Origin of the sequence: Microbacterium meiriae, from assembly GCF_040702565.1 — a bacterium.
GTDB classification, from domain to species: Bacteria; Actinomycetota; Actinomycetes; order Actinomycetales; family Microbacteriaceae; genus Microbacterium; species Microbacterium meiriae.
On the sequence record NZ_JBFBLJ010000002.1, the window covers coordinates 630,804 to 644,985 of the forward strand.

Annotated in this window: 11 protein-coding genes; 9 read left to right on the forward strand and 2 right to left on the reverse strand. The window is 69.1% G+C overall.

Annotated elements, in window-relative coordinates:
- Positions 1 to 76: 76 nt before the first annotated feature.
- Complete coding sequence (locus tag AB0310_RS10470) at positions 77 to 1,195, forward strand: HesA/MoeB/ThiF family protein (RefSeq protein WP_366237188.1); 1,119 nt, start codon at positions 77 to 79, stop codon at positions 1,193 to 1,195.
- Positions 1,192 to 2,457 carry an MFS transporter gene (locus AB0310_RS10475; RefSeq protein WP_366237189.1) on the forward strand — a complete coding sequence of 422 codons (1,266 nt, stop codon included), beginning with the start codon at positions 1,192 to 1,194 and terminating at the stop codon, positions 2,455 to 2,457. Before AB0310_RS10470 ends, AB0310_RS10475 begins: the two co-directional genes overlap by 4 nt.
- On the opposite strand, the gene AB0310_RS10480 is transcribed toward AB0310_RS10475, so the two are convergent.
- Complete coding sequence (locus AB0310_RS10480) at positions 2,384 to 3,358, reverse strand: DMT family transporter (RefSeq protein WP_366237190.1); 975 nt, start codon at positions 3,356 to 3,358, stop codon at positions 2,384 to 2,386. The genes AB0310_RS10475 and AB0310_RS10480 overlap by 74 nt on opposite strands.
- A gap of 214 nt (positions 3,359 to 3,572) precedes the next feature.
- Between AB0310_RS10480 and AB0310_RS10485 the strand changes: the two genes are divergently transcribed.
- A complete protein-coding gene (locus AB0310_RS10485; RefSeq protein WP_268777563.1) occupies positions 3,573 to 4,934 on the forward strand; it encodes a trimethylamine monooxygenase in 1,362 nt (453 codons plus the stop codon).
- Here the strand turns inward: AB0310_RS10485 and AB0310_RS10490 are convergent.
- Positions 4,904 to 5,698 carry a Pr6Pr family membrane protein gene (locus tag AB0310_RS10490; protein ID WP_366237191.1) on the reverse strand — a complete coding sequence of 265 codons (795 nt, stop codon included), beginning with the start codon at positions 5,696 to 5,698 and terminating at the stop codon, positions 4,904 to 4,906. The genes AB0310_RS10485 and AB0310_RS10490 overlap by 31 nt on opposite strands.
- A gap of 368 nt (positions 5,699 to 6,066) precedes the next feature.
- Between AB0310_RS10490 and AB0310_RS10495 the strand changes: the two genes are divergently transcribed.
- The 6 genes from AB0310_RS10495 (at position 6,067) to AB0310_RS10520 (ending at position 14,153) form a co-directional block, all read left to right on the forward strand.
- A complete protein-coding gene (locus AB0310_RS10495; RefSeq protein ID WP_280565878.1) occupies positions 6,067 to 7,026 on the forward strand; it encodes a hypothetical protein in 960 nt (319 codons plus the stop codon).
- A gap of 702 nt (positions 7,027 to 7,728) precedes the next feature.
- A complete protein-coding gene (locus tag AB0310_RS10500) occupies positions 7,729 to 9,015 on the forward strand; it encodes an adenylosuccinate synthase (RefSeq protein ID WP_060922320.1) in 1,287 nt (428 codons plus the stop codon).
- A gap of 5 nt (positions 9,016 to 9,020) precedes the next feature.
- On the forward strand, positions 9,021 to 10,124 hold the full coding sequence (locus AB0310_RS10505; RefSeq protein WP_366237192.1) for a lactonase family protein: 1,104 nt from the start codon (positions 9,021 to 9,023) through the stop codon (positions 10,122 to 10,124).
- 67 nt (positions 10,125 to 10,191) lie between these two features.
- Positions 10,192 to 11,583 (forward strand): MFS transporter, encoded by a 1,392-nt coding sequence (locus tag AB0310_RS10510; protein ID WP_366237193.1) that lies wholly within the window; start codon positions 10,192 to 10,194, stop codon positions 11,581 to 11,583.
- A 74-nt stretch (positions 11,584 to 11,657) separates the two neighbouring features.
- Entirely contained in the window at positions 11,658 to 12,236 is a 579-nt protein-coding gene (locus AB0310_RS10515; RefSeq protein ID WP_268777557.1) for a biotin transporter BioY, read from the forward strand.
- A 480-nt stretch (positions 12,237 to 12,716) separates the two neighbouring features.
- Positions 12,717 to 14,153 carry a dihydrolipoyl dehydrogenase family protein gene (locus AB0310_RS10520; RefSeq protein ID WP_366237194.1) on the forward strand — a complete coding sequence of 479 codons (1,437 nt, stop codon included), beginning with the start codon at positions 12,717 to 12,719 and terminating at the stop codon, positions 14,151 to 14,153.
- Positions 14,154 to 14,182: the final 29 nt, after the last annotated feature.

Here is a 14,182-nt window from a genome sequence, read left to right on the forward strand (position 1 = left end):
GTTCTCTGAGAACGCGCACGCCACCCCGTATCGCTCGGCCTCCTCGGTCGAGCGATACGGGGCCGGAAGGAACTTCATGCGACCGCAGATCAAAAGAGCGCTACCCATCTATTGGCTCGCTGACGATGTCGTCCGCATCGGCGCGCAGCAGGGGATCACGAAGGAGCTCACCGACCCGCAGGGCCAATTGCGCGTCCTGTTACCGCTGCTCGACGGCAGGCGTGAGTACCGCGACGTCCTTCGAGAGGCGTGCCAAGCCCTCGGCGACCTGTCTGAAGACGACGTGCGCGAGGGGATCCAGTATCTCGACGCAAGCGGCCTCATCGAGGACGCGTGCTCTTACGACAGCCTGCCCGTTCGGCTGGAGGCCAATCAGACGTTCTTTGCGGCCGCCGCCGAGAATACGCAGGCAGCGGCGAATCGTGCCCAGCACGTTCTCCGCGAGTCTCATGTCGTTCTGCTCGGGCTCGGAGGGGGCGGAAGCGCAAGCCTCCCGCAGCTTCTGGCGTGCGGCCTCCGTAAGCTCACCATCCTGGACTACGACGTCGTAGATGAGAGCAACCTCAACCGGCAGACTCTGTTCCGGACGAGTGATATCGGGCGGAAGAAGACCGACGTAAGCGCAGAGTATTGTCGAGCGTTCGCTCCGGACGTCGATGTCGAGGTGTTCGATCTGAAGGTCGCCTCGGTGGACGACATCGTTCGGGTCGCGCGGGGAGCCGACGTCATCATCTGCGCCATCGATGAGCCTCGGTTCATTGCCCAACGCCGTGCGAACGCCGCGGCGGTGCGACTCGGAATCCCCGTCGTCATCATGCTCACTCAGCACACCAGCGGCCGCTTCTTCTCGGTGGTTCCGCGAGAGTCCGGCTGCCTCGATTGCTTGCACATCTTCGACGAACTCAACACGGATGGCTTCCTGCGGCAGTTCCATGCACTGATGTCGCCGGCGAGAGACGCGGCGACCGCGGCGATTGCGCCGCACATTCAGAGGCTCACATCCTTCGGCGTGGACGAGGCGATGCGCCTGATCACCGGATACGCGGCCCCTTTGGGTCTCGGCCGACAGGTCGAGGTGAACTACATCTCAGGAGCGCTCCGCATCATCATGAACTGGGATCGACACCCGGGCTGCCCGACGTGCGGATCGGGCGACTCCCAGTTCGACTACATCTTCGATGCCGACCCGCTGTGAATCCGCCTCGGCTGGGTCTCTGGCGCGTCCGCGACTATCGGGCGTGGTTCGCCGGTGACACGCTCACCCAAGTCGGCCTGAGCATCGGGGCCTTCGCCTTCACTCTTCTCGGCTACTACGTCACATCCGACGCCTTTCTCGCAGGGCTGATCGGCACTGTCTCGGCCGTCGCGCGGGCGGTGTCGACCCTTCCTGGTGGCGTTCTCGCCGACAGGTTCGACGCCCGAAGGCTGATGATCTGGTCGGGCGCGTCCGCGTTCGCAATCTACGCAGGGCTGTCGGCGATGTACGTCACGGGCACGCTGACGGCAGCTGCGCTCATCGTGATCGCGGCAGGAGAGGGGCTCGTCGTGGGGCTCTTCTTCACGGTCACGGACGTCGCGCTCCCGCGCATCGTCGGGAAGCGATTCCTGGCCGAGGCATCCGCAGCCAACCAGTCTCGCGACGCAGCCATCCGGCTTGCGGCGGCACCGGTATCGGGGCTGCTCTTCGGTGTGCACCCTTCGTTGCCGCTGATCGTCTCGGCGGTCGCTCGGCTCGGAGAAGTCGGATCCGCCCTCGCGATACGCAAGGACCTCAGCCCCGAGGGCCTCGGTGACGAAGCGGGGGTGCGATCGCTCGCCGCAGGTCGTCGTTGGCTGGCGGTGTGGCGTCAACCGCGAACCCTCATCGGTCTGATCGTGCTGGTCAACTTCTGCCTGGGTGCCTGTGGAATGACCATCGTGCTCAGCCAGCAACAGACAGGCACCCCCGCGTGGCAGATCGGAACCATCCAGACCATGCAGGGCGCAGGCGTGCTCGCAGGTGGAGCCGTCGCGGGATGGATACTCCGCCGATACAGCGGGCGCGCGATCGTGCGCCTATCGATCTGCATGATCACTCTGGCGTTCACCGCTCTTCTCGTTACTCAGAGCGTTCCCGCTGTGGCGGTCATCGGCTTCGTCGCCTCGATGCCGTTGATACCTCTCAACGCCGTGCAGGGGTCGTACCTCGCGTTGATCATCCCCGACCAGATCCGCGGTCGCGTGCTGTCGCTTTCGTCCTTGCTCGGAGCGCTCGCCGGCGGTGCCGCGCCTCTGCTGGCCGGAGCGCTTCTGGAGTACGCCGGTTACTACCTTGCGGTCGGGGTGCCTCTCGCCATCCTCGCGGGGACGGCGGTGGCCGCTGCGCTCTCCAGGGCGGTCGGAGCTATTCCCCGGAGGAGCGAGTTCGACCAGGTCGAACCGCTTCCCCTGTCCGCGGGTGCCATCGCAGACGCGTGATGAGCACGCCGAGCAGGCACAGCGCGCCGCCCACGAACATGAGCGGGGTGGGCACCTCCCCGAGGATCAGCCAGGACAGCAGGATCGCGAGGGCCGGGACCACGTACGTCGTCGCGGAGGTCTTCCCCGCGGTGCTGCGCTGCAGCACGTACGCCCAGCTGGTGAAGGCGATCGCGGTGGGGAAGATACCGAGGTAGACCACCCATAGCGTTGCGTCGAGGGGCGCCGTCTGCACGTCGGCGATCAGGGCGCCGAGCCAGGGAAGCAGGGCGATCGTCCCGGCGGCCGCCCCGAGCCAGGTCAGCGTGGTGGCGTCGACCCCCGAGGTGAGCAGGTGTTTCTGCAGCAGGGTGCACCCCGCGTACATGACCGCGGCGAGAAGGGCCAGCAAAAGGCCCGTGAGGTCGGGGCCGGTGCTGCTGGTGGAGTTCATGCCGATGAGGACCACCCCGAGGAAGGCGATGGGAGCGCCGATCACGAGGGGTCGGGGGAATCCCTCCCGGAGGAAGAGACCGCTGAAGACGACGACCATGAGCGGCGCCAGGTTCACGACCATCGCGGCGGTCCCGGCGTCGAGGGTGCGTTCGGCGCTGTTGAGGGCCAGGTTGTAGATGCAGAACCATCCGACGCCCCACACGGCGATCAGCAGCCAGTGGCGGCGCTCCGGGAGCCTGATGCCGTGCCGCAGCGCGATGATCGTCAGCACGAGGGTGCCCACCGCCATGCGCAGCAGCGCCAAGGCCCCGGGGTCGTAGTGCGGCCCCGCGCCACGGATCCCGATGAAGGCCGAGGCCCAGAGTACGACGGTCACGCCGGCTGCGAGCAGCACGAGGGCGCCGCGCGATCGCGCCGGCGAGCCCTGTGGGTCGAGCCGCTCTGACGCTCTGATGTCCTGTCGCACCGTCCGATCCTGGCACCGGCCGCCGACATCGGCGATGCGGGGAAGCGACAGTCGTCGTCGCATTCCCGCCAGCGTCGCCGCGAGGCACTGCTAACGTCGAAGAGCAGCCACTGTCCGGGCGGGTCGAGCGTTCCGCTCCCACCGGGGAAGAACTGTCCTCCTCTCCCGGATACGGCTGCGCCCGATACATGACGGAAGAGTTTGAGGACGATACGTGACGAACAGTGAACGAGTAGCGATCATCGGCGCCGGCCCCTCGGGGATGGCGCAGCTGCGGGCCTTCGAGTCCGCAGCCCGTGCGGGGGCGGAGATCCCCGAACTGGTCTGCTTCGAGAAGCAGGCCGACTGGGGCGGCCAATGGAACTACACCTGGCGCACCGGGCTGGACGAGTACGGCGAGCCCGTGCACTCCAGCATGTACCGCAACCTGTGGTCGAACGGGCCGAAGGAGGCCCTGGAGTTCGCCGACTACACCTTCGACGAGCACTTCGGACGGCCGATCTCGTCGTACCCGCCGCGTCCGGTGCTGTGGGACTACATCGCGGGGCGTCTCGCGAAGACCCAGGTGCGCGACCTCATCCGCTTCGAGACGGCGGTGCGCTGGGTGGAGTTCGACGAGGAGCGTGAGGTGTTCCGTCTCACCAGCGAGCACCTGCCGACCGGGCGCACGACCACGGAGGAGTTCGACCGTGTCGTCGTGGCCAGCGGACACTTCTCCTTCCCGAACGTGCCGCATTTCGACGGCATCGAGACCTTCCCCGGATCCGTCGCCCACGCGCACGACTTCCGGGGCGCGGAAGCCCTCGCCGGGCGGGACGTGCTCGTGATCGGGTCGAGCTACTCGGCGGAGGACATCGGCAGCCAGGCCTTCAAGATGGGCGCCCGTTCGGTCACCGCGAGCTACCGGACCGCGCCGATGGGCTACGACTGGCCGGAGGGCTTCGAGGAGCGTCCGTGCGTCGAGCGCTTCGAGGGACGCACCGTGCACTTCGCCGACGGCACCTCGAAGGAGGTCGACGCGGTCATCCTCTGCACCGGCTACCTGCACAAGTACCCGTTCCTGCCCGCGGAGCTCGCCCTGTCCTCGCCGAACAACGTCTACCCCGACGGGCTGTACCGGGGCGTGCTCTGGCAGGGCAACCCGCGCCTGGCCTACCTCGGCGCGCAGGACCAGTGGTTCACGTTCAACATGTTCGACGCGCAGGCCTGGTTCGTGCGCGACGTCATCCTCGGCCGGATCGCCCTCCCCGACCAGGCCGAGCGTGCCGCGTCCATCGCCGCGTGGCGGAAGCGGTTCGCGGAGATCGACTCGGCGGCGACGGAGATCCGCTTCCAGGCCGACTACATCCGCGACCTGCTGGAGTGCACCGACTACCCGGCATTCGACCTCGATCGCGTCGTGGAGATCTTCCTCGCCTGGAAGCACGACAAGAAGGCCGACATCATGGGCTACCGCGACCGCGTGTACCCCTCGGTGATGACCGGGACGCTCGCCGCCGCGCACCACACGCCGTGGCTGGACGAGCTCGACGACTCGCTCGAGCGCTACCTCGAGGCCGACGCGCTCCTCGTCTGATCGCCGACCCACCCCGTTCCGGCCGTCCCACCCCTTTTCGCACGTTCGCAAGGGGGTGGGGCGCACGGAAAGGGGTGGGTCACGGTCTGGCCCGAGGCCGCCCGATCCCCACGACGAGCGCCGCGGTGGCGAGGATGATCGCGGCGATGAGGAGCACCCAGAGTGCGACACCGCCGTAGCCGCCGTTCAACGAGGGATCGAGGAAGGGGTACGGGTACCCACCACGGGTTCCCGGTCGCGGGTGCGGTCACGAGGTTCGCGCGGAGCAGGGTGTAGACGACCCACACGATCGGGAAGATCGCGGCGATCCCCACGGTGCCCCAGCCGAGGGCACGACGACGCGGCGCGAACAGCACGTCGGCGAGCAGGACGAGCGGGATGACGACGTGCAGCACCTCGTTGGACCAGGCGACCGTGGCCCCCTGCGGCAGCGCGATCCCGCGGAGCAGCGTGTTGTAGACGACGCCCGTGACGATCATGTAGGTGCTCGCGCACACGAGCAGCGTCGCCAGCCACGTCGGTTCGACTCTCGCGTCGCGGTGCGTCAGCCCCCAGACCCCGCCGACGGCCAGCACCACCGCTGCAAGCACGTTGGAGAGGATCGTGAAGAAGCTGAAGAAGTTCGCGAACACGGTGGGCAGATGCGCGCCCCACGCGGTGTCTGCGGTGAGGGCGATCTCCAGGGTGCGCACGAGCTGCGCGACGATCGCCGCCACCACGAGCGCCGCCGCCGCGAGTCGGATGTAAGGCCACCACCGCGTCATCGCCACCTCCGTCGCCACTGTAGCGGGATCGAAACCGTGCCTCCGCCCCGGGTGTGGGATCGAAACCGTGCCTCCGGCGACTCGGGGAGGAGCGTATTCCGTCCCGTATCGCGCTTCCCCGGCGGACAAGCTTCGGCAATGATGGTCGAGATGGCGTCACGAAGGCCACGGACCCCCCGGAGGTAGTCATGTCGTACGACATCGAAGTGTATGGAAGGCTCCGGCTCGCACCGTCCGAGGTACAGACCGGGACGGGTTCAGTCACAGCGAGCGAGATCGCTGGCGAGGCGCTCGTTCAGGCCTTCACTCATGATTCAGGGGAGTACTGCTTCATCGTCGACGGGCCGCACGACGTCGGCGGCGAAGACATGGACAGTGTTCCCACCGGCCTCCCCGACAACGTGCGCTTCCGGTACAGAGTCGTCGTCGAAGGTTCTGCGCAGCCGCATATCGGACACGCGCTGCGTTTCGCGGATGAGCTTGCCGGGGCGGTGGGAGGGGTCGTGCACGATCCACAGGTCGTCGTGGAGGAGACGTCCGACCCTCGATACGTGTCACGGAGGACCGGACCCAGCCGCGAGAAGTTCCTGCACGTCGAGTGGTTCCGGTGCTTCGACGAGGAAAGCCCTTCGCTTGCTCAGATGTATCTCGAGTCAGCGAAGGAGCATCTTCCGGCCGCACTGCCCACCGTGTTCGGGGTCAGCGAGCCACTACGAGGAAAGCTCGCCGAGGACGGGGTGGAAGGGGCCGACCGCATCTACCGCGAAGATAGTCACCAAAGCAGACTGGTCCTCCGGGGGCGAAAGCCCCTCATCTCGGGATTCATGGATTCGTGGTCCGATCAGTTCGTCGCTGAACACCAGTCCGCACACCTACTCTTCGACGCGGCGGCGCTCTCCAAGCCTCGATTCGTCAGCGCCTTCGAGAGCTTCTTCGTCGATTTCGCACAGCGTTCGAGCAGCTTCTTCTCGTACGCCGAGGTCACGCAGTCCCGCTTCTCACCGACGATGGCGCTGCCGCAATGGGGTGAGTGGCCGGGGCTGCCGCAGAGCCCTCCGTGGCTGAGCTGGTTCTCCACGGAGTACGCCGACCTCGTCCGCCCGCATCTGACCGCGGGTGCGCATCGCGAGCTGAGCGGCGGCATGCTCTATCGCTCGAACATGCCCGCGACGAGCGTCAGCGCTTCATGGACGGAGCCGGGGGCCTGGGTCCCCTCCGAGTTCGTTCCTGTTCAGGCGGATCCTGACAATCACCGCAAATCGACGGCTCGCGCGAGCGAGATGCCCATCGCGCTCCTGTCATCGGACTACTTCGTCAAGGTCCGGTGACTGTGGACCCCGATCGGTGGCGACTATCAGACGATCTCGATCGATTTCGAGCTCGACCACTTGGTGGAGTCGGACGCGTTAGGCGCAGTCGCGGGGTTCCTCCTGGATGTGGCACGTCGCGTCGGCAGCTTCTTCGCCTTCGCCGAGCTCAACGACACTCGGTTCGCGACGGCGCGTCCGCGCGGTTTCGACGGAGCGTGGGGAGGGCTGCCGGTGGACCCTCAGTGGGCCACCTGGTACGACGCGGAGTACTCCACGCTGGTCCGGCCTCGTCTCCGAGGTGGCGAGATCCAGGAGTTCCCGGAGGGGCTCATGCACCGATGGTCCACCACACCGGCAAGGGCAGACGCGATACGCCGGGGGCTCAGCACCACATGGCCGCCACCCGATCTCGTGGGCTCGGTCCACACCACACCAGGCGGTCCCCGTGGGATCGCACAGGCGAAGGTCGTGCCGGAATCGCTACGAGTCCCTTCCTCGTGAACGGGGGCCGGTCCTCGGTGAGCCTTCGTCGACGAATGTGCGCCGCCGCCCGGTGCGGGATCGAAACCGTGCCTCCAGGGCCCCGGGCCGGTGTGTATTCCGTCCCGTATCGCGCTTCCGAGGGCTGTCGGAGGCCTGCCGATAGGATGGGAGAGCCCGATCGGGCCAGCTCATCCGCCGGTGGAATCCCGGCGAGAGGCATCATCCAGGGGGTTACCCATGCCAGGAATCGTGATCGTCGGCGTGCAGTGGGGCGACGAAGGAAAGGGCAAGGCCACCGATCTGCTCGGTGAGCGCACCGACTGGGTGGTGAAGTTCAACGGCGGCAACAACGCCGGGCACACCGTCGTCGTGGGCGACGAGAAGTACGCCCTGCACCTCCTGCCCTCCGGCATCCTGTCGCCCGGCGTGAACCCGGTCATCGGCAACGGCGTGGTCATCGACCTCGAGGTGCTCTTCTCCGAGCTGGAGGCCCTGTCCGCCCGCGGCATCGACGTCTCGCGGCTCAAGGTCAGCGCCAATGCGCACATCATCACCCAGTACCACCGCACGCTCGACAAGGTCACGGAGCGCTTCCTCGGCAAGCGCAACATCGGCACTACGGGCCGCGGCATCGGCCCGGCCTACGCCGACAAGATCAACCGCGTCGGCATCCGCGTTCAGGACCTCTTCGACGAGAACATCCTGCGCCAGAAGGTCGAGGGCGCCCTCGACCAGAAGAACCACCTCCTGGTGAAGGTCTTCAACCGCCGCGCCGTCACTTGCGACGAGATCGTCGACGACCTGCTCTCCTACGCCGAGCGTCTGCGTCCGATGGTCGCCGACACCGGCTACCTCATCGACCAGGCACTGAGCCGCGGCGAGGTCGTCGTGTTCGAGGGTGGCCAGGCCACGATGCTCGACATCGACCACGGCACCTACCCGTTCGTCACGTCGTCCTCGGCCACGGCCGGCGGCGCCTCGACCGGGTCCGGCGTCGGCCCCGGCGCACTCGACCGCATCGTCGGCATCGTCAAGGCCTACACGACCCGCGTCGGCTCCGGCCCGTTCCCGACCGAGCTGTTCGACGAGCAGGGCGACTGGCTGCGCAAGCAGGGCTTCGAGTTCGGCACCACGACCGGGCGCCCGCGCCGCGTCGGCTGGTACGACGCACCCATCACCCGCTACGCCACGCGCATCAACGGCATCACCGACCTCGTGCTGACCAAGCTCGACATCCTCACCGGGCTCGAGAAGATCCCGGTGTGCGTGGCCTACGACGTCGACGGGGAGCGCTTCGACGAGGTGCCGGTGAACCAGACCGACTTCCACCACGCGAAGCCGATCCTGGAGTACTTCCCCGGGTGGAGCGAGGACATCTCGACCGCGCGCACCTTCGAGGATCTTCCGCAGACGGCGCAGGACTACGTGCTCGCGCTGGAGGAGATGAGCAACACCCGTATCTCGGTGATCGGCGTCGGCCCGGAGCGCGATCAGGTGATCGTGCGCCACGACCTGCTCGACTGATCGGCATGACACGGTTCTGGCTCGGGGGCTACGGCCCGGCGATGGAAGGCTCCGCCGAGGGGATCGGCGTGCTGGCCGGTGACGAGGGCCGTGAGGCCACGACGCTCGCCTACCGCGGACCCGTGACGCAGACGCCGTCGCCGTCGTGGTTGGCGGCGCATCCGTCCCTCGACGTCGTGTACGCGGCGCTGGAGGGCGTTGCCGCGGTGCAGGCGTTCGTGCGCACGGGCGAGATGGCGCTGTCCCCGCTGGGCGATCCGGTGCCGACGGGGGACGGCGTCTGCCATCTCGCGGTGTCGCCGAACGGCCAGACGCTCGTCGCCAGCTGTTACGGCGACGGGCGGGTCGTCCGCTTCGGGCTCGCCGCCGATGGCCAGCTTGTCGCGGCGAAGGAGGATGCAGCCGCGGCCCTGCGTGCCGCCCTGTTCGGCGACGGCGATCCGGACGCGGCTCCCGTCACTCCCGCCGGCGATGGCATCGCCGCGGTCGATCCGTACGGCGCCGCGGACCGCGCATCCCACGCGCACGCCGCCGCCTTCCTCCCGGACGGCCGCGTGGTGACGACCGATCTCGGGTTCGATCTCGTCCGGTTCTGGCGCCTGCAGGGTGGTGGGCTCGCCCTCGATCAGGAGGTCGTGCTCCCGCGCGGCACCGGCCCGCGGCACATGGTCGTGCATCCGAGTGGCCACCTGCACATCGTGACGGAGTACTCGTGCGAGGTCTTCACGCTCGTAGCGGCCGCCGACGGTACCTGGAGCGTCGTCTCCTCGGCTCCGGCGAGCCCCATCGCACAGGTCGGCGTGGACTTCCCCGCCGAGCTCGCCCGCACCAAGGACGGTCAGTTCCTCTACACCGCTCTGCGCGGCAGCAACACCATCGCGGCGCTGCGGGTGCGTGGCAGCGGCGAGGCTCTGGAGCCGGTCGCGCTCGCCGATTCCGGTGTCGACTGGCCGCGGCATCACCTCGTCTACCAGGGCAAGCTCCTCGTCGCCGGGCAACGTTCCGACACCGTGACGCTGCTCGACCTCGATGACCGCACGGGAGCCCCGCTCGGAGTTCGGCACGAGGCGCAGGCTCCCGCACCGACGAGCATCCTCCCGCTCCGCTGAGCCTGTGCGGGGCTCCGCGTACCCCGGGCTTGACCTCAACCATTCTTGAGGTTCTAGCGTCGTCCTCATGACGACCGAGACCGGGCGCGCTGCGCCGTCCACGCCCACCCCGCCCCGCATCCTCGGTGGCGAGTACGTCTGGATCACGATCGGCGCGTGCGCCCTCGTGTTCCTCGGCGCCTTCGAATCACTGGCGGTCACCACGGTGATGCCCGCGGTCAGCGCTGACCTCGACGGAGAGCGGCTGTACGCGCTCGCCTTCGCCGGGCCGCTCGCGACGAGCGTGATCGGCATGGTCGTGGCCGGAAACTGGTCGGACCGGCGGGGTCCCGTGGTGCCGTTGTATGCGTCCGTCGTCCTGTTCACGGTAGGGCTGCTCGTCGCGGGGCTCGCGTCGAGCATGGAGATGCTCGTCGCCGGGCGCTTCGCCCAGGGGCTCGGCAACGGCGGGCTCATGGTGGCGCTCTACGTCGTTGTCGCCCGGGTGTATCCGACGTCGCTGCACCCGGCGATCTTCGCGGGGTTCGCCGCCGCGTGGGTCATCCCCTCCCTCATCGGTCCGACGATCGCAGGAGCGGTCACGGAGGTGTGGAGCTGGCACTGGGTCTTCCTCGGGGTCGTGGTCCTCGTCGTGCTGGCACTGCTGATGGTCGTCCCGGCTCTCCGGGGACTCGCCCGCAGCGGGGACGCGAACACGCCCTGGGCGCTCGGACGGCTGGGATGGTCGGTGCTCGCCGCCGTCGCGGTGCTCGCCCTCGACCTCGTGGGAGAGGTCCCGGTCGCCGGTCCATTCCTGTCGGCGGTGGCGCTGGTGGTCGCGGTCGCGGCGGTGCGCCCACTCGTTCCTCGGGGCACCCTCGTCGCCCGTCGCGGGCTGCCGTCGGTGATCCTGGTCCGCGGTCTGGGGGCGGCGGCGTTCTTCGGGGCGCAGATCTACCTGCCGTACCTGCTCACGGATCGATACCTGCTGTCGCCGACCCTCGCCGGGCTCGCGCTGACCGGGGGTGCGCTCGCCTGGTCGGCGGCGGCGACCGTCCAAGGGCGGATGGGCGAGCGCCTGTCGAGCGTGACGGCCGTGCGGGTGGGGACGATCCTCGTGGTCGTCGGGATCGCGCTCGTCCTGGTGATCACCGTGATGCAGGCGCCCGCGCTGCTCGCCGCGTTCGCCTGGATCGTCGCCGGCGCCGGGATGGGGTTGATGAGCCCGCGCACGAGCGCTCTCGTCCTGGCGATGTCGTCCCCCGCGGAACAGGGGTTCAACAGTGGCGCCATGACCGTGGCCGACTCGTTCGGCAGTGCGCTCGCCCTCGCCGTCACGGGCTCGCTCTTCGTCGCCCTCGGGGCTGCGGCAGGGGCGGATCCCTTCGTCGGGGTGTTCGCCCTCGCCGCCGTGGTCGGGGCGGGAGCGGCCGTCCTCGCTCCGCGGACGAGGGGTGTCGACCCGGCCGCCGCGGGGTGATTTGCGCCCCGCGTGGCCCGCCCTCTAGCTGATGAACGGTGTTCAGGTGAACACCGTTCAGGAAGGATGGATCGATGACCCCCACGACCCGCGACACCTCGGCGACCCTCGGCCGCGTCGCCGTCTTCGCCGCGCTCATCATCGTGCTCGGCACGGTCGTCGTCCCGCTGCCCGGCGGGGTGCCCATCACCGGACAGACGCTCGCCGTCATGCTGGCGGGTCTCGTCCTCGGACCGCGTGTCGCGCCGTGGTCGGTCGCACTCGTCCTCGTGCTCGCGGCGATCGGTCTCCCGGTGCTCGCGGGCGGGCGTGGCGGACTCGGGGTCTTCGTCGGCCCCACGGCGGGATATCTGCTCGGGTGGGTCGCCGGTGTCGTCGTCATCGGACTCCTGATGCGCACCGGCCGCCCGACCTGGTGGCGCGCCGCGATCGCGGCGTTCGTCGGCGGCGTCCTCGTCGTCTACGCCTTCGGCATCCCCGTGCAGGCCCTCGTCACCGGCGTCCCGCTCGACCTCACGGCCCTCTCGACCCTGGCCTTCCTTCCCGGCGACCTCATCAAGGTGACCGCGGCCACCCTCATCGTCGTGGCCCTCCGTCGCGCCTATCCCCGGGCCTTCGCCGACACCCGCCGCGTCCCCTCCGTCGTCGCCTGACTCTCGGGCCGTCCTTTCCGGTACCGTCGACTCCGTCCGTCCCGTCGACTCCGTCCGGTTCCGTCGACTCCGTCCGTTCCGTCGACTCCGTCCGTCCTGTTCCAGATGCACGACCGTGGCACGTCTGCCGGCGGATCGCCCCGTCCGGCCTGTGCGACCGTCCCCACGTCGTGCATCCGGAACCTCGGACCCGGCTCGCCGACCCGGGTCCGGTCCCGCAGCCCGCCGGGACGAGTCCCTGGTTCCTGGTCCGGATGCACGACCAGGTCGCGTCTGCCGGCGGATCGGTCCCGTCCGAGTCGCGCAGCCGCACTCGGGTCGTGCACCCGGAACGTCGTCGGAAGGAACGTCGTGCATCCGGGACGGGGACCCCCCGGGGAAGACGGGCATATCGGCCGACGGGAACAACTCACCCGTGACTCGACGTTCCTCATGAGCGAGACTGGGCCACGGACCGATGCGGCCACGAGAGGGGCGAGCATGACTGCTGCCGAGAAGATCGACGAATACGACCTCATCGTGCTGGGCGGTGGTCCGGTCGGGGAGAACGTGGCGGACCGTGCCGTGCAGGGCGGTCTCAGTGCGATCATCGTGGAGAGCGAGCTCGTCGGCGGGGAGTGCTCGTACTGGGCCTGCATGCCGTCGAAGGCCCTGCTCCGTTCGGCCCAGGCGCTCCGTGCCGCGCAGCACGTCGCCGGCGCCGCGCAGGCCGTCACCGGCACCCTCGACGTGCGGGCGGTGTTCGAGCGCCGCGACTCCTTCACGAGCAACTGGTCCGACGACGGACAGGTGAAGTGGCTCGAGTCCGCCCACATCGACCTCGCCCGAGGCCACGGCCGGCTGACCGGGGAGCGCGAGGTGACCGTGACCGACCAGGACGGCGGCACCCGCGTGCTGCGCGCCCGTCACGCGGTCGCCATCAGCACCGGCTCGGACGCGGTCATCCCGCCGATCGAGGGTCTGCGAGAGGCTTCGCCGTGGACGAGTCGCGAGGCGACCAGTGCCGAGGAGCTGCCCGAGAGCCTCGCCGTGATCGGCGGCGGCGTGGTCGCGGTCGAGATGGCCACCGCGTACGCCGCGCTGGGCTCGTCGGTGACGCTCCTCGCGCGCAGCGGGCTGCTGGGCGGGATGGAGCCCTTCGCCGGGGAGCGGGTGGGCGACGGCCTGCGTGAGCTCGGCGTCGACGTCCGCACCGACACCGGCACGACCGCAGTGCACCGCGACGGCGACCGGGTGACGATCACGCTCGACGGCGGGGAGACCGTGACCGCCGCCGAGGTGCTCGTGGCGACCGGACGCTCTCCGCGCAGCGCCGACATCGGCCTCGACGTTGTCGGACTCGAACCGGGCCGCTGGATCGAGACCGACGACACCCTCCGCGTCCCCGGACACGACTGGCTCTACGCCGTGGGCGACGTCAACGGCCGTGTGCTGCTGACCCACCAGGGCAAGTACCAGGCGCGCGCGGCGGGCGACGTCATCGCCGCCCGCGCGAAGGGCGACGCCGTCGACGACGCCCCCTGGGGGCGTCACGCCGCCACGGCCGATCACGCCGCGGTGCCCCAGGTCACCTTCTCGATCCCGGAGGTCGGATCGGTCGGACTCACCGAGGCGGCGGCCCGCGAGGCCGGCACCGCCGTCCGGGCCGTCGACTACGACCTCGGCTGGGTGGCGGGCGCGAGCCTGTACGAGGACGGCTTCGCCGGGCAGGCGCGCCTGGTCGTCGACACCGACCGCGACGTCGTGATCGGGGCGACCTTCGTCGGCCCGGAGGTCGCCGAGCTCGTCCACGCCGCGACCATCGCGATCGTCGGGGAGGTCCCGATCGCCCGACTCTGGCACGCGGTGCCCTCCTACCCCACGATCAGCGAGATCTGGCTGCGGCTGCTGGAGGGCTACGGCCGCGACTCGGCCTGATCCGGGCAATCCGATTCCGGACGCGTGAC